Annotated in this window: 21 protein-coding genes; 12 read left to right on the top strand and 9 right to left on the bottom strand. The window is 63.1% G+C overall.

What is annotated here, in order from left to right; translation table 11 throughout:
* The first annotated feature begins 42 nt into the window (after positions 1-42).
* The 7 genes from ssuD (at position 43) to NKJ77_RS10950 (ending at position 6,864) form a co-directional block, all read left to right on the top strand.
* Positions 43-1,212, top strand: coding sequence for an FMNH2-dependent alkanesulfonate monooxygenase (gene ssuD / locus NKJ77_RS10980; RefSeq protein ID WP_352535200.1), 1,170 nt, complete (start codon positions 43-45; stop codon positions 1,210-1,212).
* Complete coding sequence (locus tag NKJ77_RS10975; protein WP_352535198.1) at positions 1,209-1,985, top strand: ABC transporter permease subunit; 777 nt, start codon at positions 1,209-1,211, stop codon at positions 1,983-1,985. The genes ssuD and NKJ77_RS10975 overlap by 4 nt, the downstream gene beginning before the upstream one ends.
* A 7-nt stretch (positions 1,986-1,992) precedes the next feature.
* Positions 1,993-2,796: an ATP-binding cassette domain-containing protein gene (locus NKJ77_RS10970; protein WP_023672094.1), complete on the top strand. Its 804-nt coding sequence runs from the start codon at positions 1,993-1,995 to the stop codon at positions 2,794-2,796.
* 817 nt (positions 2,797-3,613) lie between these two features.
* Positions 3,614-3,973, top strand: a complete 360-nt coding sequence (locus NKJ77_RS10965; RefSeq protein WP_023672096.1) for a septal ring lytic transglycosylase RlpA family protein — start codon at positions 3,614-3,616, stop codon at positions 3,971-3,973.
* Between the two features lie 252 nt (positions 3,974-4,225).
* Positions 4,226-5,503, top strand: coding sequence for a polyhydroxyalkanoate depolymerase (locus NKJ77_RS10960; RefSeq protein ID WP_023832971.1), 1,278 nt, complete (start codon positions 4,226-4,228; stop codon positions 5,501-5,503).
* A 193-nt stretch (positions 5,504-5,696) separates the two neighbouring features.
* Complete coding sequence (locus NKJ77_RS10955) at positions 5,697-6,314, top strand: transglutaminase-like cysteine peptidase (RefSeq protein ID WP_023752821.1); 618 nt, start codon at positions 5,697-5,699, stop codon at positions 6,312-6,314.
* Between the two features lie 343 nt (positions 6,315-6,657).
* Complete coding sequence (locus tag NKJ77_RS10950) at positions 6,658-6,864, top strand: hypothetical protein (protein WP_023710325.1); 207 nt, start codon at positions 6,658-6,660, stop codon at positions 6,862-6,864.
* A 90-nt stretch (positions 6,865-6,954) separates the two neighbouring features.
* On the opposite strand, the gene NKJ77_RS10945 is transcribed toward NKJ77_RS10950, so the two are convergent.
* The 4 genes from NKJ77_RS10945 to NKJ77_RS10930 all read right to left on the bottom strand — a co-directional run bounded on the left by NKJ77_RS10945 (position 6,955) and on the right by NKJ77_RS10930 (position 9,722).
* A complete protein-coding gene (locus NKJ77_RS10945; RefSeq protein WP_023687588.1) occupies positions 6,955-7,323 on the bottom strand; it encodes a helix-turn-helix domain-containing protein in 369 nt (122 codons plus the stop codon).
* The gene (locus tag NKJ77_RS10940; protein ID WP_352535196.1) at positions 7,323-7,841 is read right to left on the bottom strand and encodes a Smr/MutS family protein; all 519 of its coding nucleotides are present in this window, start codon (positions 7,839-7,841) and stop codon (positions 7,323-7,325) included. Before NKJ77_RS10940 ends, NKJ77_RS10945 begins: the two co-directional genes overlap by 1 nt.
* A complete protein-coding gene (gene mltA, locus NKJ77_RS10935) occupies positions 7,838-8,938 on the bottom strand; it encodes a murein transglycosylase A (protein ID WP_023832972.1) in 1,101 nt (366 codons plus the stop codon). The genes NKJ77_RS10940 and mltA overlap by 4 nt, the downstream gene beginning before the upstream one ends.
* 79 nt (positions 8,939-9,017) lie before the next feature.
* Positions 9,018-9,722: a Tim44/TimA family putative adaptor protein gene (locus tag NKJ77_RS10930; protein ID WP_352535194.1), complete on the bottom strand. Its 705-nt coding sequence runs from the start codon at positions 9,720-9,722 to the stop codon at positions 9,018-9,020.
* A gap of 196 nt (positions 9,723-9,918) precedes the next feature.
* Between NKJ77_RS10930 and NKJ77_RS10925 the strand changes: the two genes are divergently transcribed.
* Together NKJ77_RS10925 and secB are read left to right on the top strand one after the other, a co-directional pair.
* Complete coding sequence (locus NKJ77_RS10925; protein WP_023687591.1) at positions 9,919-10,419, top strand: FxsA family protein; 501 nt, start codon at positions 9,919-9,921, stop codon at positions 10,417-10,419.
* Between the two features lie 139 nt (positions 10,420-10,558).
* Positions 10,559-11,059 carry a protein-export chaperone SecB gene (gene secB, locus NKJ77_RS10920; RefSeq protein WP_023672105.1) on the top strand — a complete coding sequence of 167 codons (501 nt, stop codon included), beginning with the start codon at positions 10,559-10,561 and terminating at the stop codon, positions 11,057-11,059.
* 242 nt (positions 11,060-11,301) lie between these two features.
* On the opposite strand, the gene dnaQ is transcribed toward secB, so the two are convergent.
* The 5 genes from dnaQ to NKJ77_RS10895 form a co-directional block, all read right to left on the bottom strand.
* Complete coding sequence (gene dnaQ, locus NKJ77_RS10915) at positions 11,302-12,006, bottom strand: DNA polymerase III subunit epsilon (protein ID WP_023672106.1); 705 nt, start codon at positions 12,004-12,006, stop codon at positions 11,302-11,304.
* Positions 12,007-12,131: 125 nt separating this feature from the next.
* Complete coding sequence (gene coaE / locus NKJ77_RS10910; RefSeq protein ID WP_023687592.1) at positions 12,132-12,716, bottom strand: dephospho-CoA kinase; 585 nt, start codon at positions 12,714-12,716, stop codon at positions 12,132-12,134.
* A gap of 27 nt (positions 12,717-12,743) precedes the next feature.
* Positions 12,744-13,571: a shikimate dehydrogenase gene (locus NKJ77_RS10905; RefSeq protein WP_023685038.1), complete on the bottom strand. Its 828-nt coding sequence runs from the start codon at positions 13,569-13,571 to the stop codon at positions 12,744-12,746.
* On the bottom strand, positions 13,564-14,163 hold the full coding sequence (locus tag NKJ77_RS10900) for a Maf-like protein (RefSeq protein ID WP_023685039.1): 600 nt from the start codon (positions 14,161-14,163) through the stop codon (positions 13,564-13,566). The genes NKJ77_RS10905 and NKJ77_RS10900 overlap by 8 nt, the downstream gene beginning before the upstream one ends.
* 58 nt (positions 14,164-14,221) lie before the next feature.
* Entirely contained in the window at positions 14,222-15,160 is a 939-nt protein-coding gene (locus NKJ77_RS10895; RefSeq protein ID WP_502902091.1) for a pyruvate, water dikinase regulatory protein, read from the bottom strand.
* A 283-nt stretch (positions 15,161-15,443) separates the two neighbouring features.
* Here NKJ77_RS10895 and hemE point away from each other — a divergent pair, with 283 nt between their 5' ends.
* The 3 genes from hemE to rho all read left to right on the top strand — a co-directional run bounded on the left by hemE (position 15,444) and on the right by rho (position 18,446).
* Complete coding sequence (hemE, locus tag NKJ77_RS10890; protein ID WP_023832973.1) at positions 15,444-16,475, top strand: uroporphyrinogen decarboxylase; 1,032 nt, start codon at positions 15,444-15,446, stop codon at positions 16,473-16,475.
* Entirely contained in the window at positions 16,475-17,017 is a 543-nt protein-coding gene (gene hemJ / locus NKJ77_RS10885; RefSeq protein ID WP_023832974.1) for a protoporphyrinogen oxidase HemJ, read from the top strand. Before hemE ends, hemJ begins: the two co-directional genes overlap by 1 nt.
* 163 nt (positions 17,018-17,180) lie before the next feature.
* Entirely contained in the window at positions 17,181-18,446 is a 1,266-nt protein-coding gene (rho, locus tag NKJ77_RS10880) for a transcription termination factor Rho (protein WP_023672113.1), read from the top strand.
* Positions 18,447-18,564: the final 118 nt, after the last annotated feature.

Raw genomic sequence — 18,564 nt, 5'->3', positions numbered from 1 at the left:
CGCCCGGCGCCTTTTGCCGTTTCACGCTTCAGGGATTTCGCCATGACCGCTCCAGACAGTTCGCAAGCCGGCCCGCTCGATTTCTTCTGGTTCATCCCGACGCATGGCGACGGCTCCTATCTCGGCTCCGAACAGCAGCAGCGGCCGCCCGAGTTCGCTTACTTCAAGGAGATCGCACAGGCCGTCGACCGGCTCGGCTTTCCCGGCGTGCTTCTGCCGACCGGGCAGAATTGCGAGGATTCCTGGATCACCGCATCTGGCCTTGCAGCGCTGACGGAAAAGCTCAAATTCCTGGTGGCGCTGCGGCCCGGCGTGACGCTGCCGACCTTCGCGGCGCGCCAGACGGCGGCGCTCGACCGGCTGAGCAATGGCCGCCTGCTGCTCAATGTCGTGGTCGGCGGCAACCCGACCGAGCTTGCCGGCGATGGCGTGTTCCTGCCGCATGACGAGCGCTATGCGCAGGCGCAAGAGTTCCTGACCATCTGGCGCGCGCTGGTGTCGGGCGAGAGCGTCAACTTCAACGGCAAATATTACCGCGTCGACAATGGCCGCCTCGACCTTTTGCCGCAACAGGAGCGGCCGCCGCTCTATTTCGGCGGCTCGTCCGATGCCGGCCAGGAGCTCGCCGCCGATCTCGTCGATATGTACCTGACCTGGGGCGAGCCGCCGGCGCAGGTGGCGGAAAAACTCAGCGCGGCGCGCAAAAAGGCTGAACGGCGCGGCCGCAAACTGCGTTTCGGCATCAGGCTTCATTTCATCGTGCGCGAGACCGAGGAAGAGGCCTGGCGCGCCGCCGACCGGCTGATCAGCCACGTCACCGATGCCCAGATCGAAAATGCCCAGGCCCGCTTCACCAGGGAGATGGACTCTGAGGGACAGCGGCGCATGGCCGAACTGCATGGCGGCCGCCGCGACAGGCTGGTGGTTTCGCCCAATCTGTGGGCCGGCGTCGGCCTGGTGCGCGGCGGCGCCGGCACAGCTTTGGTCGGCTCGCCCGAGCAGATCGTCGAGCGCATCCGCGAGTATCAGGCGATCGGCATCGACACCATCATCGGCTCCGGCTACCCGCATCTCGAGGAAGCCTACCGCGTCGCCGAGCTTCTGTTCCCGCGTCTCGGCCTGGGCACCAGGCGGGCACGGGCGCATGAGAACATCGCCAATGAATTCGCCGTCGGCTTCCACGGCGCCAACCGCCTTCAGGCGTCGTCATGAGCCTGGCTCAACGGGTCAAACAGAACGGCATCGGCTGGCTGCTGCCGGCGTTGGTCATAATTGGCTGGGAAGCCGCCAGCCGCGCCGGCGTGATGCCGGCCAATGTACTGCCGGCGCCGAGCGCGGTGGCCGAGGCCTTCTGGCGGCTGACGGTATCGGGCGAGCTGATACAGAACATCGGCGTCAGCACGCTGCGCGCGCTGGCCGGCTTTGCCATCGGCGGCTCGATCGGCTTTGCACTCGGCCTTGCCAACGGGCTGTCGGCGCTCAGCCGCGGCCTGACCGACACGACGCTGCAGATGATCCGCAACATCCCGCATCTGGCGCTGATCCCGCTGGTCATCCTGTGGTTCGGCATCGACGAGGAAGCAAAACTGTTCCTGGTGGCGCTCGGCGTGTTCTTCCCGATCTACGTCAACACGCTGCTCGGCATCCAGAGCGTCGACCCGCATCTGGTCGAGATGGGCCGGGTCTACGGCATGGACCGCCGCGCGTTGTTTTTTCAGGTGATCCTGCCCGGCGCGCTGCCGGCGATCTTCGTCGGCCTGCGCTATGCCTTAGGCATCATGTGGCTGACGCTGATCGTTGCCGAAACCATCTCGGCCAGTTCCGGCCTCGGCTACATGGCCATGCAGGCACGCGAATTCCTGCTGATCGATGTGGTCGTGCTGTCGATCCTGATCTATGCGCTGCTCGGCAAGCTTGCCGACAGCTTCGCCCGCGTGCTCGAGCGGCTGTCGCTCGGCTGGCATCCCGCCTTCCAGAACGCCTGAGGGTTCGATGCCAACCGCCAGCCTGACCGCCATCCGTTCCTTCGTCGCCGCGCCGGAACCGTCACGGCCGGAGGAGGCCGTCGAAAGGCAGCGCGCCTTTGCCTTCAAGGGCATGGAAAAGCGCTTTGGCGACAAGGTCGTGCTCGACTGCATCGATCTCGACGTGCCGGTCGGGCAGTTCGTTGCCGTCATCGGCAAGAGCGGCTGCGGCAAGAGCACGCTTTTGCGGCTGCTGGCCGGGCTCGACCGGCCGACGGCAGGATCGCTGACATTCGGGCCGGAAGCCAAGGCCGGCGCTGGCGAAGAGAGCCGCTTCATGTTCCAGGAGCCGCGGCTGTTGCCCTGGGCCAGCGTGGTGAAAAACGTCGAGGTCGGGCTGACCGGGCTTGCCACCGGTGCGGAAGCCAGGCGGCGCGCGCTCGCCATCCTGGGTGAAGTCGGCCTCGCCGACCGCGCCGACGAATGGCCCTCGGTGCTGTCGGGCGGCCAGAAGCAGCGCGTGGCGCTGGCGCGTGCACTGATCGGACAGCCTCGGATCCTGGCGCTCGACGAGCCGCTCGGCGCGCTCGATGCGCTGACCCGCATCGAAATGCAGCAGCTTCTGGAACGTATCTGGCTGGAGCAAAAATTCACCGCCGTGCTGGTGACGCATGACGTCGCCGAGGCGGTTGCGCTCGCCGACCGGGTGGTGGTGATCGACGAGGGCCGCATCGCGCTCGATCTCGACGTGTCGGTGGCGCGGCCGCGCCGGCGTGGTTCGGTCGAGCTTGCCAGGCTGGAGGGCAGGATTCTGGATCAGCTGTTCGGGTAGAGCCTATCGCGGGCAGGGCATTCTATCCGAACCGGATAGATAGGTAACAGAATGGACCGGCAATATGGGGTGGCTGTTTTCTTGCTCGCCGGGTTGGCCCTGTTTGCGACTGCGGGTTTGACCAGCGCCTTCCCCCACTCCGTCACCGCTTCGCGGCGCCACCTCTCCCCCCTCCGGAGGGAGGGGAAGGGAGCCAGGCCGCATAAGTTCGCGCCCCTGCAAGGCTCGCGCCTTTCCTCTCCCCCGTCGATCGGGGGAGAGGTGTGGCGCGCAGCAAGACCGCGGGGGGGTGGGGCTGTGGCGGGGGCCCGTGGGGGCAACAAACCCCCCCGCCCGGCAGCCCCCAACCACCCCCGCGCAACCGACCAGCATGGTCACGATGCCGATATAGAGCCATTGCGACTGGCCGGTCATGAAGCTGCCGCCGACCACGCCAATGCCTTGCAGCGACCACAGCGCGCCGATGGCCAGTACGATCAGAGCCAGCAGATATTTGAGCAGTCTCATCGTTGGAATCCCTTTTCAAAGTCGATGGTCAACTGCGCCATGACCGTGATGACAGAGCGAAAGGACGGCGCCCAATCGCGCTCTCTTCTACTTGTAATATAACGTCCTGCCTTGCTCACGGAATCTGTGAAACAGCTCGCAATATCGCCGGCGATACGGCCGCGCCACACGAAAGATGCCTGACAAACTGTTTCCCAGCGACTCCAAACGTGTGCCGGTGCCACGGAACTGCCCGATGCTTGCCGCATTTCCTGCCTTATTCGACACTTAACGGCTGGGGTCTGTCGAAAACGGAGCCAATCCCCCCAACATGAAGAAAACAAACCAGACCGCGCTTGTCGCGGTAACGATCGCGGCTGGCCTGATGGTCGGTGCATCCGCCTCCTCCGCCGCTGGCCAGTGCGGCCGCGCCTCCTGGTACGCACTGCATTCCAGGACCGCCAATGGCGAACGCATGAACCCGTCGGCGCTGACCGCCGCGCACCGCAGCCTGCCTTTCGGCACCAAGTTGAAAGTGACCAACCAGAATAATGGCCGCAGCGTCATCGTGCGCATCAACGACCGCGGCCCGTTCATCAAAGGGCGCGTGCTCGATCTGTCCAAGGGCGCCGCCGGCCAACTCGGCTTCATCGGCTCCGGCCATACCTCGGTGTGCATGGCGCGCGTCTAGATCTGTCCAAGTCCGGCCCGATCGGGCCGGACACATCCTGCCCCGTCGTCCAACAGCCTTGCATTTTGCAGTGCACATTGAGCCGGCTGCACCCGCCCAACGCGGTTTCTCAAGGCCTTGGACGAAAGATTGGCATATGTCACGCCACGTGACGTATTGCATCGCAGCAATATCTTGTTAACCTCCGCGCGAGACATTCAAGGCTCGGCGCTGTCCGTCGTCCCTTCGGTCACGGCAGCTGCGGAGTACCTGATGTTCTACCAGCTCTATGAAATGAACCATGCCGCCCTGCAGCCCGCGCGGCTTTATGCCGATGCAGTGCGGCTGTTCTACACCAACCCGCTCAATCCGTTTTCGCATACGCCGTGGGGCCGCTCGGTCGCCGCCACCGCCGAACTGTTCGAGCGCACGACGCGCCGCTACAGCAAGCCGCATTTCGGCCTGAGCAAGACCGTGGTCGACTGGAAGAGCGTCGAGGTCAGCGAAAAGACGGTGTGGTCGAAGCCGTTCTGCAATCTTACCCGCTTCGAGCGGTCGGTGCCCGCCGGGCGAAAGGCCGACCCCAAGCTTCTCATTGTGGCGCCGATGTCGGGCCATTATGCGACGCTGCTGCGCGGCACGGTCGAGGCGATGCTGCCCTATGCCGACGTGCACATCACCGACTGGGTCGATGCCCGCATGGTACCGGTGATTGACGGCCATTTCGACCTCGACGATTATATCGACTACATCATCGACATGCTGCATGCGCTGGGGCCGGACACCCATGTGATGGCGGTGTGCCAGCCTTCGGTGCCGGTGCTGGCAGCGGTGGCGCTGATGGAAAAGCGCGGCGATCCCTTCGTGCCCTCGACCATGACCTTGATGGGCGGGCCGATCGACACCCGCCGCAATCCGACCGCGGTCAATCTTCTGGCCAAGGAAAAGGGCATCGACTGGTTCCGCGACAACGTCATCATGCACGCGCCCTGGCCGGTGCCGGGCTTCGGCCGCGAAGTCTACCCGGGCTTCCTGCAGCTGTCGGGCTTCATGAGCATGAACCTCGACCGGCACATCACCGCCCACAAGGACTTCTTCATGCACCTGGTCAAGCATGACGGCGACAGTGCCGAGAAGCACCGCGATTTCTACGACGAATATCTGGCGGTGATGGACCTGACGGCGGAATTCTATCTGCAGACCGTCGACACGGTGTTCGTGCGCCATGCGCTGCCCAAGGGCGAGATGACGCATCGCGGCGAGGTGGTCGACACCAAGGCGATCCGCAATGTCGCGCTGTTCACGGTCGAAGGCGAGAACGACGACATTTCCGGCCTCGGCCAGACCCAGGCCGCGCATAATCTCTGCCCCAACATCCCGGCTGACCGGCACGCGCATTACATGCAGCCGGCCGTCGGCCATTACGGCGTCTTCAATGGTTCGCGATTCCGCTCTGAAATCGTGCCGCGCATCGTCGATTTCATCACCAGCTACGGCCGCCAAACACGCGTAGCGGTGAAACCCAAGCTGGTCCGCTCCGCCAAAGGCTGAGGCTCGATCCGGCTGCAGCGTGCATTGCCCGCAAAAGCGGGGCGATTTTTGCGCGCCACAGGCGTTCTGTTGCACAATAGACGCTGTTGGGCGGGCGCGGGTAACCATGCCGAAGAATCTGGCTCCCCCCATAATTGACACGGAGTGTAAATCCCCTTTAACCTTTCGTTAAGAACAAGGGCGAACGGGGACAATGACTTCCTCACCGATAGCACGGACGCTGCGCTTGTGGGCGGCAGCAGGGCTGGCGATCTCTGCGTGCTGGGCAGTGCCGGCACTTGCAGGCGGCGCCATGGCGACGGGCGGCATGACCTCGCAGCCGATCGGCCACTATGATTTCTGTAAAACCCAGCCCGGCGAATGCTCGATCCGGCCGAGCAACCTCAACCCCGCCGCGATGACCGACGCCTTCATGCGCAAGCTGATCAACGTGACGTCAAGGGTCAACGCCGCCGTCAAGCCGATGAGCGACTACGACATCTATGGCAAGGACGAGGTCTGGGCCTATCCCGACAAGGGCGTCGGCGATTGCGAAGACTATGTGCTGGAAAAGCGCCGCCAGCTCTCGCGCTCTGGCGTGTCGCTGGCCGATCTCTTGATCACCGTCGTGCGCAAGCCGGACGGCGAAGGCCATGCCGTGCTGACGGTGCGCACCGACAAGGGCGACTACGTCCTCGACAATCTGACCGACAAGGTGAAGATCTGGGACGCCACCGGCTATCGCTTCCTCAAGCGGCAGGCCATCGACAACACCGGCCGCTGGGTCTCGATCCGCGGCGGCCAGCAGGTGCTGGTCGGCGCGGTTCAGTAAATAAGGACGATGCATGTGAGAGCGTCGCTGCGAACAGCTTCGTCGGAAGCCCGCGGCTAATAACTTTCACGAGATAACCGCAAGTCGGCGCTGCCCCTCATTGCCCTGCCGGGCATTTCTCCCCGTATAGTGACGGGGAGAAAGATGCTGCCATCGGTGATTTCGCCAATCGTCAACGTTGCAAAATAGTCGCCGGCAGGCGGATGAGGGCAGCGCTGCCCTCGAAATCTTATCTCTCGAAACGCCTCCTCAAAAAATTTCGCTACCTGCGTGAACCAAACCGTCTCCAGCGGCGACACACAGCCGTAACCAGAACCCAACCACCCAAACATGGAGACTTCAAATGACTGCTTTCCTTCGTAATGCCTTCCTCGCCGTTGTTGCGGTGTCTTCCTTGGCCGGATCCGCCATGGCCGATCAGACCGGTTGCGCCAAGACCAACAACTGGGGCAATCGCTGTTGCGAGCTCAACTCGGACTGCCTGGGCGGTGGCCGCGGCGGCGATCATGACAGCACTGGCGGCCGTGGCGGCCAGGCCGGCGCGAAGTAATCGTGCCATATGCCCGCTGGCTATCGGCCGGCGGGCATCGCTTTCAGGAACAGCGCAAGCAAACCTTGCGCCTTGGCATCGCTTACCGGATTACTCTCGCCGCTCCAGTGCGGCCCGGATCGACGCGGTGATGCGGGCAAGCTCGGCTTCGTCCAGCTTCTCGATGTTTTCGGCCAGGAGATTGGCCAACTCGGTGGCGGCAGGACTGAGGCCGGACGTATCGAGTCTCACCCGCGGATGTGAGGCCTCGGCCAGACGCGCCAGCTCTTCGGCATCGTCCCAGATGACGTTGAAATAGCCGATGATCTTCTGGATCAGCGTCCAGGTCGGCGCGCCGCGGCGGCCATGTTCCAGCGCCGACAAATAGGCGGCGCTGACTCCGATCGCCTGCGCCATGTCCTTCTGGCGCAAGCCGCGCTCGGCTCGAAGCGCCCGCAGTTTTTCGCCGAACGGCGTCATCAGCGGGTTCGCCTGAGTAGAACGTAGAGCGCGCCCGAACCGCCGTGGTTGCGGGCGGCGTGATCGTGGCTGGAGACCAGCGGCCGGAAGGCAGGCGTCGACAACCAGGCAGGCACGGCGCGCCGCAAGACGCCGTCGCCGCCCGACGACGACCCTTTTCCCGTAATGACGAGGACATAACGGATGCCGCCGGCATGGGCCCGGTGCAGGAACGAAAACAGCAGCGAATAGGCCTCGTCCTGGGTCATGCCATGCAGATCGACGCGGCCTTCGATCGGCAGCCGGCCCTTCTTCAGCTTGTCCAATGTCGGCTCGTCCAGCGCGTGCGATACATGCTGCGCCTTCGGCTTGGCGGCGAGGACCGGACCGACAGCGACCGGCGTCTGTGCCGGCTTAGGGTCTACGACGATGTCGGGAATCTCGACCGCGGTCCTGCCCTTCAGCGGTCGGGCGGTGCGCGCCACCAGGTTCCACAGCACCCGATCGTCTTCGTTGAGTTTATCGGGGCGCTTGCTCATCGATTCCTCCCCGAAACGAGAGCGCCTGGAACCAAGGCATAGAAATCGGCCGCATTGCGAACGACGCCGGCGATCTCGCCGGCCGCATCGCCGGAGCCGGCGAACAGATCGCCCCGCGCCGGTCCGATGATGGCCGAGCCGGTGTCCTGCGCAATCATCAGCCGCCGGAACGGTTTTCCGTCGAAGGCGGTCAGCGACGGAGCGTCGATGTAGAAGGGGGTACCGAATGTGTGCAGCAGCCGGTCGACCGCGAGCGAACGGCCCGGCGTCAACGGCACCTTGGCGGCGGCGACAGGACCGAGTGCGGCATCGTCGACATCGGCTTCGCGAAAGAAGATGTAGGAGCGGTTCTGCCAGAAGATCTCGTCGACGCGATCCGGATGCGCCCTGAACCAGGCGCGGATAGACTGCATCGTCACTTTTTCCAGTGGGATTTCGCCGAGTTCGGCGAGAATCTTCCCCGGACCGCTGAAACGTTGGCCGGATTTGGCGGCGTAGGTGACGCGGCAAAGCCGGCCGTCGGTCATCTTCAGCCTGGCCGCACCTTGCACATGGATGAAGAAGACGTCGACCTTGTCGGCAAGCCAAGCGATTTCCAGGCCTTGGCCGGCCAGCGCGCCTCTCTCGATCTCACCGCGGTTGAAATATTCAACCGGGCCCTGCGGCGTGTCGCGGGCGAAGGCCAGGTAGTCGTCCATGCCCTTGGGGCGGTTGGCGTCATCGATGTCGACGAGGTCGGCCGGTCGCGCCAGAAGCGGCACGGTGAGTTCATCCGTGCGCACCGGCGAGGCCTCGGCCTCCGGCTCGTAGAAGCCGGTGACCAGGCCGGGGTTTTCGGATCGAATCTGGACTGGGGCGAAATGGCGCTCGAAAAAAGCCTTGGCCGCCGACCGATTCGCCGGCGAAACGGTGCGCGCCTCGTCATAAGCGCCGGCAAACGCGTCGAACCGTACGCCCAACGAACCGGTGCGGTAGGGCTTGTTCAGGACATGAAAGGCCGAACGGCGGAAGGCTTCGAAAGCGGGCAGATGGTCATCGGAATTCCAACCGGGAAGATCATCGAAGGACTTTTCCACGAAAAGCGGCGAGAGCGACACCTCAGCCTCGCCACTGCCCATGTTTGCCTGCATGTCGCTATCCCAAAAAAGCTGCCCGCACCGGGCGACATGCATAGGCTCAGTCTTCTTCCTCGGTGGCGACCAGCTTCCAGTTCGGATCGCGCGAGCGTGTGTCGCGGGCGAAGGTCCAGACATCCTTGACCTCGGCCACCGTCTCGGGATCGCCGTCGATGACGGCACCCGCCTTGTCGCGGGTCGCCGAAATCAGTTCGCTCACGATGCGCAGCGTGATGTGGGCCTCGCCGCCCTTCATCTCGGCCGAGACGATGTCGGCCTTGTCGATGCCGACGAAGGAGGACTGGATCTTTTCGGCTTTCGCCTCGCGGTCGCCAATCGCGGCAACGAAGCCGTCAAAAACCTCGCGCGACAACAGGTTCTTCAGCGTTTTTCGGTCGCCATCGGCATAGGCCATGACGATCATCTCATAAGCCATCTTGGCGCCGTCGACGAAGACTTTGGGGTCGAAGCAGGGATCATTGTCCTTGATCGCGCGCAGGCCCTTGTTGAGGTCGGTGTCGGGCTTGGCGAAGGCATCGATGGCCGCATAGGTCTCGGCAGCCGTCTCGCCCGGCATGCGCTTGCGTGGCAGCGAAACCACATTTTCGGGCTTCTGGGTCGCGTCCTTCTCGGTGCGGCTGGCCGTGTACGGATCGAAGGGCGGGCGCTCGCTGCCCGTGCGGCGGCCAAGCACGTTGCGCAGCTGGAAAAAGATCACCACCGCCGCAATCAGAAAGAAAATGGTGCCGAAGTCGAAGAATCCCATATCTTTCGCCAATCAATCCCTGACCTGGCCGGGACCGCCAGCCAATCGGGCGGCGGTCGCATGGCGTTAAACATGCAAAGCATATAGAACGCATGGCGCAATCATTCAAATCAAAGGCAGGCATACCTATCTAACGGCCTCAGTGCCAGCGGCGATTATGCGCCGCCCGGCAAACATGGAAACGATCGGTCAAGACTTGCGCATTTCCTTCCTTCCTCTGTTCCTGCTTGCGCTGCCGCTGCTGGAAATCGCCGGTTTCGTCATTGTCGGCCGCGAGGTCGGGGCGCTGGCGACGGTCGGTCTGGTGCTGGCTTCAAGCATTGCCGGCGTGCTTCTGCTCCGGCACCAGGGTTTTGGCGTCATGGCGCGGGTCCGCGCCGAGATGGCCGGCGGCGGCGACCCCAGCCGCCAGCTCGCGCATGGCGCCATGATCGTGGTCGCCGCGATCCTGTTGATCATCCCCGGCTTCATCACCGATATTGTCGGCCTGCTGCTGTTCCTGCCGCCGGTGCGCGACCTTGCCTGGCGCAGGCTCAAGGGCCGCATCGTCGTCGCGACCGATTTCACCGCCGGCGGTTTTCGCGGCAGGTCGCGTGACAAGGTCATCGACCTCGACGACCGCGACTATTCGCGCGAGGACGATTTCAAGCGCGGTCCCGACCATAACTCGCCGTGGCGCCGCCTGAAGGACGACTGAACGTCACCTTGCCAACGACTGACTATTGACCCCTTTCGGCCTGAAGGCGGCAAACCTTGTCTTGTCTTGCCGACCATGCTAGCCAACGCCCGATTTCAATTCGGTCAGCGCTGCTGTCCAGGCAAAAGGAACAAGGCTCATGGCCAGCAAAGATGACGCGCCGGTCGGCGCCGCCAACGGCAACGGCGAAACGGCGCAGCCCTCGCTCAACGTGCTTGCCCAGTATGTGAAGGACCTGTCCTTCGAAAGCCCCGGCGCGCCGAACTCGCTGCGCGGCCGCGACAAGGCCCCAGGCATTGCGATCAACGTCAATGTCAATGCCAACCCGCTCTCCGACAAGCAGTTCGACGTCAATCTGACCTTGAACGCCAAGGCGTCCTTCGACCAGGAAGTGCTGTTCAATGTCGAACTGGTCTATGGCGGCGTCTTCGCCATCGCCGGCTTCCCGCAGGAGCACATGCTGCCGATCCTGTTCATCGAATGCCCGCGGCTTTTGTTCCCGTTCGCCCGCCAGATCATCGCCGAAGCCACCCGCAATGGCGGCTTCCCGCCGTTGATGCTCGACCCGATCGATTTTGCCCAGATGTTCCAGCAGAAGCTGGCCGAGGACCAGGCGGCATCGAAGGTCAAGGTGAGCTGAAGGCAAGCGTCACGCGCATGAGTTGAAAGCCCGGCTTCGTGCCGGGCTTTTTGTATACTGAGATGCTGGCGGGACAGCACCCCCTCTGCCTTGCCAGGCATCTCCCCCTCATCGCGACCTTCGCCAACTTTAGACGTTGCAGGAATGGGCTGGAGCGGCGAAGCTGCTGATCTCCCCCCTTGAGGGGGAGATGGCCGGCAGGCCAGAGAGGGGTGTGACGGAACGCTACCTCCGCGATCCGTTCACCCCGCCGCCACCTTCAGCCACAGCGCCTTTTCACCCAGCGTCGCCACCAGCCCCGCATGCGCCGCTCGCTCGCCCTCAGTCAGGCGCGGCGGCAGGGCGATTGGCCTGGCGGCGATCGAGATGTCGATGTCGGCAACGTCGCCATTGCTGTTGAGCTGCACCACGACCGCGTCGAGGACAAGTGCGGCCTGCTTGCCGCCGATGAGTTCGATGTAGACCTCGGCCAGGAGCTCGGAATCGAGCAGCGCGCCGTGCTTGGTGCGGTGGCCGTTGTCGATGCCGTAGCGGCGGCAGAGCGCGTCGAGCGAATTGGGGCCCATCGGATGCTTGCGCCGCGCCAGCGCCAGCGTGTCGACGACGCGCCCGGTGTCTATGGCCGGCTGGCCGAGCCGCCCGAATTCCGTGTTGAGGAAGCCGATGTCGAAATTGGCGTTGTGGGCGACGAGCTTGGCGCCGTCGGTGAAGGCGAGCCATTCCTCGGCGATTTCGGCAAAGGTCGGCTTGCCGACGAGGTCGGCGGCGCTGATGCCGTGCACGGCTTGCGCCTCGACATGGACGGCGCGCCCCTGCGGATTGATGAATTTGTGGAAGGTGCGGCCGGTCGGGAAGCGGTTGACCAGCTCGACGCCGCCAAGCTCGATGATGCGGTCGTCGCGCATGTCGAGTCCGGTGGTTTCGGTATCGAAAATGATCTCACGCATAGAATCAACTCACTCCTGGAGGAGTAGAATCATGGAGCGCAACAAAATGGCAATGGGCAATGCCGACAGCCTGCCGTCAGGAGCCTTATGGGCGCGACTTATCCCCCAGGAGTTAGCAGGCGAGCTCAGCGCCCTGAGAGCTCGGCAATGATCGCGCCGACCGCGCTGCGGGCGGCGTCCATGCCTTCACCGGTGTCGATGACGAAATCGGCCTGCCGGCGTTTTTCGGCATCGGGCACCTGCTTGGCCAGGATGGCCGCCAGCTTTTCCTCGCTCATATCAGGACGCGCCAGCACGCGGGCGCGCTGGATATTGGCCGGCGCGGTGACGACGACGACCTTGTCGACACGGTTGCGGCCGCCGGTTTCGAACAGCAGCGGAATGTCGAGCACGACGAGCGGCGCGGCGGCGGCGCGGTGCCTTGCCAGAAAGGCATCGGCATCGGCCCGCACCAGCGGATGGACGATCGCCTCCAATGTCTTCAGCGCAGCAGCGTTGCCGAGCACGCGGCGCGCCAACTCGGTGCGGTCGACCGAACCGGCAATCACGGTGCCGGGAAAGGCCGCCTCGACGAGAGGTGCTGCCTTGCCGGCATAGAGGCGATGCACGGTCTCGTCGGAGTCATGCACCGGCACGCCGGCGTCGACGAACATTTTCGCCGTCGTCGACTTGCCCATGCCGATCGACCCGGTGAGGCCAAGCACGATCATCATTTTGCGCCCATCATTTGCGACCCATCATTTGGCGACGATGTCGGCGACGATCATCTGTCGCAACTCAGGCGTGACCTGCGGCTTCTTGCCGAACCAGCGTTCGAAACCGGGCACAGCCTGGTGCAACAGCATGCCGAGCCCGTCGACCGTCTTCAAGTTTCTCGCGCGGGCAGCGGCAAGCAGCGGTGTTTCCAGCGGCACATACACGATGTCTGCGACAATGGCGTGAGCTGGCAGGCCGGCCGGATCGGCGGCCAGCGTCGCATCGCCATGCATGCCAAGTGCCGTCGTGTTGATCAGCAAGCCGGCATCGCCAAGCAAGTCGCCGACCGCGCCATGCGCCGAGACGCCGGCCCCGAAGCGGTCGGCGAGTTCCTGCGCCCGCGCCAATGTGCGGTTGACGATGCGGATATCTTTGATGCCGCGCGATTTAAGCGCGTGGATGACCGCGCGCGACGCGCCACCGGCGCCGAGCACCACGGCCGGAGCGTTTCTCTCCCAGCCCCGGGCATGCTCGTCGAGATTGCCGGCAAAGCCGATCCAGTCCGAATTGCCGCCCCACAGCACGCCGTCGTCCAGCCACAGCATGTTGACCGCGCCGATCATCTCCGCCGCCTCGTCGCGGCGCTCGACCCGGGCGAAGGCGACTTCCTTGTGTGGAATGGTGACGTTGCCGCCCTGATAGCCATTGGCCTGGAGGGAAGAGAGGAACTCGGGAAAATCGGCCGGCGCGACATCGATCGCATGATAGCTGCCGTCGATGCCGTATGTGTTCAGCCAATAGCCGTGGATCTTCGGCGAGCGCGAATGCGCGATCGGATGGCCGGTGACGAAAGCTTTTTTCTCAACCATCGATGGCTCCGAGCGCACGCAATTCCGCCAGCACCGGTAACAGCGGCAGGCCGACAATGGTGAAATAATCGCCTTCGATCTTTTCGAACAGCTGGATGCCTTCGCCCTCGATCTGGTAGGCGCCGACGCTCGACAACGCCTTGGCGCCGACGCGGGCCAGGTGCCGGCCGACGAAGGCCGGATCGAGCTTGCGCATGGTAAGGCTGGCGATGCCGACGTGACGCCACAGCACCTTGCCGTTGCGGCAGAGCACGGCGGCGCTGTTCAGCTGATGCGTCTTGCCCGACAGCGCCAGCAGATGGCGGCGGGCGCCTTCCATGTCGGCCGGCTTGTGGAACACTTCATCTCCCAGTGACAAAGTCTGGTCGCAGCCGAGCACCAGGGCGCCCGGTCTGCGTTCGCTGACCTCGGTCGCCTTGGCTTCGGCGAGTATCAGGGCGACATCTTCCGGCGACACACCGCTGTCCTGCAACGGCGCCTCGAGCGCACGCTCGTCGACATCGGCAGGCACCGCTTCGATGCCGAGCCCGGCATTGATGAGCATTGCTTTGCGGAACGGGCTGCCGGAGGCGAGGATGATTTTTTCGGTCATGGGTTCTGGGCCTGGTCGATAGTGGTTGATTGGGGCAGGAGGTCGCGTTGCCATCCCATCATCTATTCTTCCCCCGCAGGGCAACAATGGCTGCCGCGGTCTCTTCGATCGAACGGCGGCTGACGTCTATCATCGGCCAATTGTGGCGGGTGCAGATCTGGCGGGCATAGGCGAGCTCTTCGGCGATCGAGGCACGGTCGACATAATCGGTCGCTTCGTAGGTGCTGCTGTTGCCGAGCACGCGGTTCTGCCGGACATGCGAGATGCGTTCGGCGGTGGCGATCAGCCCGACGATCAGCGGCTTGGTAGCAGCGGCCAGGCTTTCGGGCACCGGCACGCCGAGCACGATCGGGATGTTGGCGGTCTTGATGCCGCGGTTGGCGAGATAGATGCTGGTCGGCGTCTTCGATGTCCTGGAAATGCCGATCAGCACGACATCGGCGTCGTCCATGTTGAGCGGCAGCTGGCCGTCATCATGCTCCATCGTAAAATTGAGTGCGTCGATACGGTGGAAATAATCGGCATCGAGCACATGCTGGGCGCCGACGCGGCGGCCGGCCGGCGTGCCGAGATAGGACTGGAACACGGTGAGGACCGGCTCCAGCACCGAAACGCAGGGCAGCCCCATGGCGGCGCAGCGCTCGTCAATACCGCGCGCCAGCTTCTGGTCGACGACGGTGTAGAGGATGATGCCCGGTTCCTCTTCTATGTCCTCGAAGACTTTCGCCACCTGCTTTTCGGTGCGGATGAGCGGATAGATATGCTCGATGGCGCGCGCATCCTTGTATTGCGCCGAGGCGGCTCGGCCGGCCGCCAGCAGCGTCTCGCCGGTGGCGTCGGAAATCAGGTGCAGGTGAAAGAAGCTCTGGGGTTTGTTCACAGGGGGCGCCTCAGGCTGTGGGCTTGTGTGGATAAACCGGGGCCGCAAAGGCGACCGGCTGGAGGCGACTGTATCAGAAGGACACTTGTCCACAATTCGATGCGCTGTCAGCTTCACTGTGCGGTTGGGGACAAATCTGGGGACGGGCGTTTTTGCCAGCGCTTCATCCACAGAGGCGGTTTTTCAGCGGCTACGCCAAACCATTGACTCCAGTGATGGAATCCTGGTCATCCACACTCTTTGACAATCCCGCGGAAGAAACACGCGACAAAATGCTGGCTGGCCTTTTCCAGGGCAAAGCGGGACAGGTGACAACCACCGATACCAACAGACTCTTAGAATCAGAAAATTCTAGAAATAGACTATTTAATTATAGAGAAGGCAGGGAAGAGAGCGCTCAATGCCCGAGAACCGCATCGTGCTGGACGTGCTGAGAGGCGAGGCAGTGTTTCCGCCGCCGCTCTGGATGATGCGCCAGGCCGGGCGCTATTTGCCGGAGTACCGCGAGACCAGAAAGCGCGCCGGGTCCTTTCTCGATCTTTGCTACAATCCTGATCTGGCTGTCGAAGTGACGCTGCAGCCGATCGAGCGCTTCGGCTTCGATGCCTCGATCCTGTTCTCTGACATTCTGGTCGTGCCGCATGCGCTGGGACGCGATGTCCGCTTCGAGGAGGGCCGCGGGCCGCTGCTGACGCCAATCACTGCAGCTGAGATTTCGGCTCTCAACAGTGAAACGTTTCACGTGAATCTCGAACCGGTCTACGAAACGGTTCGCCGGCTGCGGGCAAGATTGCCTGACGAGACCACGCTGATCGGCTTCTGCGGCGCGCCGTGGACGGTGGCGACCTACATGATCGCTGGCCACGGCACACCCGACCAAGCGCCGGCGCGGCTGTTTGCCTATCGCGAACCGACGGCCTTCAAGCATCTCCTGAAAGTGCTCGCCGATCACTCCGCGGCGTATTTGATCCGCCAGATCGAAGCCGGTGCCGACGTGGTGCAGATTTTCGATTCCTGGTCCGGCGTGCTTGATGATGCGTCTTTCGAGCAGTTCTGCGTGCAACCGGTGGCGGAGATCGTCAGGCAAGTTCGTGCGGTTCATCGCGATGTTCCGATCATAGGCTTTCCCAAGGGCGCCGGCGCCCGCTACGAGACCTATCGTGAGAAGACCGGGGTGACGGGGCTGGGGATCGACTGGACCGTGCCCCTGTCGGCTGCGAACGAACTGCAGCATTCAGGGGCGGTCCAGGGCAATCTCGATCCCTTGCGGCTCGTGGCTGGCGGCCAAGCCCTGTCGGACGGCGTCGATGCGATCCTCAAGGCGCTGGGTGACGGACCGCTGATCTTCAATCTCGGCCATGGCATTACGCCGGAGACGCCGGTGGCGCATGTCGAGGCGATGGTGAAGCAGGTGCGGAGCGCGACACGCTGATGGCTCAATCGGATAATACGGGCGGCAACAGCACTCGCGGGGCGATGATGCGCATGACCATCGGCATCGGAGTGCTGGTTGTTCTCACCGCACTTTTGTTTTTCTTTGCGCCTGAGGGTTTCTATCCCTGGGCGAAGGCAATCCATATCCTGGCCGTCATCTCCTGGATGGCCGGCATGCTCTATCTGCCGCGATTGCTGGTCTACCACGCCGACGCAGAGAAGGGGTCCGTCCAATCGGAGACCTTCAAGGTGATGGAGCGGCGTCTGCTGCGCGGCATCATCAATCCGGCGATGATCGTCACCTGGGTGTTCGGGCTTTGGCTTGCCTGGAAAGTGTTTGGCTTTCACGGCGGCTGGCTGCACGCCAAGATGGGCTTGGTGCTGTTGCTGTCGGGCGTGCATGGCTATCTGGCCGGTGCTGTCAGGAAATTCGCCGAGGACCGCAATGAAAAACCGGCGCGGCACTGGCGAATCGTCAACGAGATCCCCACATTGCTGATGGTCGCCATCGTCATCCTGGTTGTCGTCAAGCCGTTCTAGGCCCATTTCGGTCGACAAAACGCAGCTTGCTCTTTCCCCCGACCGACGATAAAAGACGGGTCTTCCTTCCCGTCATGCGCCGCCCTTGATTGCTTTCGGCCGCGCCCGGCATTTATCGCATCCAGCCGATATATTTTCCCCAAAGCAGATTCAGAGTCCGTCTATGCAAGAAATGAAACTCGCAGAGTTCAAGAACAAGAAGCCGCCAGAGCTGATCGCCTATGCCGAATCGCTCGAAGTGGAAAACGCCAGCGTCATGCGCAAGCAGGAACTGATGTTTGCCATCCTGAAGAAACTGGCCGCCCAGGACGTCGAGATCATCGGCGATGGTGTGGTCGAGTTGTTGCAGGACGGTTTCGGCTTCCTGCGCTCAGCCAACGCCAATTATCTGCCGGGTCCCGACGATATCTACATCTCGCCCTCGCAGATCCGCCGCTTCTCCTTGAAGACCGGCGATACCGTCGAAGGGCCGATCCGCAGCCCAAAAGAGGGCGAGCGCTATTTCGCCCTTCTCAAGGTCAACACGATCAATTTCGACGATCCCGAAAAGATCCGTCACAAGATCCATTTCGACAATCTGACGCCGCTCTATCCGACCAAGCGGCTGAAGATGGAGATCGACAATCCGACCGGCAAGGACATCTCGTCGCGGGTGATCGACCTGGTGGCGCCGATCGGCAAGGGACAGCGCGCGCTCATCAACGCGCAGCCGCGTACCGGTAAAACGGTGCTGATGCAGAATATCGCCCACTCGATCACGGCCAATCATCCGGAATGCTATCTGATCGTACTTCTGATCGACGAACGGCCAGAAGAAGTGACCGACATGCAGCGTTCGGTGAAGGGCGAGGTCGTGTCCTCGACCTTTGACGAACCGGCGGTGCGCCACGTCCAGGTCGCCGAAATGGTCATCGAAAAGGCCAAGCGCCTGGTCGAGCATGGCCGCGACGTCGTTATTCTGCTCGATTCGATCACCCGCCTCGGCCGTGCCTACAACACCGTTGTGCCGTCCTCCGGCAAGGTGCTGACCGGCGGTGTCGACGCCAACGCGCTGCAGCGGCCGAAGCGCTTCTTCGGCGCGGCCCGCAACATCGAGGAAGGCGGCTCGCTGACGATCATCGCCACCGCGCTGATCGACACCGGCAGCCGCATGGACGAAGTCATCTTCGAAGAGTTCAAGGGCACCGGCAACTGCGAAATCCAGCTCGACCGCAAGGTCGCCGACAAGCGCATCTACCCGGCCATGGACATTTTGAAGTCAGGCACCCGCAAGGAGGACCTGCTGGTCTCCAAGCAGGATCTGCAGAAGATCTTCGTCCTGCGCCGCATCCTGGCGCCGATGGGAACCACCGACGCGATCGAGTTCCTGATAGACAAGCTGAAGCAGACCAAGACCAACGCCGATTTCTTCGATTCAATGAACACGTAAGCAGTTTCACCGGATCATCGGTCATGCATGAAACCCCGTTCCGGGAAACCGGGACGGGGTTTTTCATTGCGGGGGCAAACAGGTCGCATTTCCGACAGGGCGTGGCCTTGGGCGGCAA

The sequence above is a fragment of the Mesorhizobium sp. M0052 genome, assembly GCF_040323255.1.
In the GTDB taxonomy this organism is placed as follows: Bacteria; Pseudomonadota; Alphaproteobacteria; order Rhizobiales; family Rhizobiaceae; genus Mesorhizobium.
Note: the sequence above shows the minus strand (reverse complement) of the source record. Positions and strands in the feature narration are given on the sequence as shown.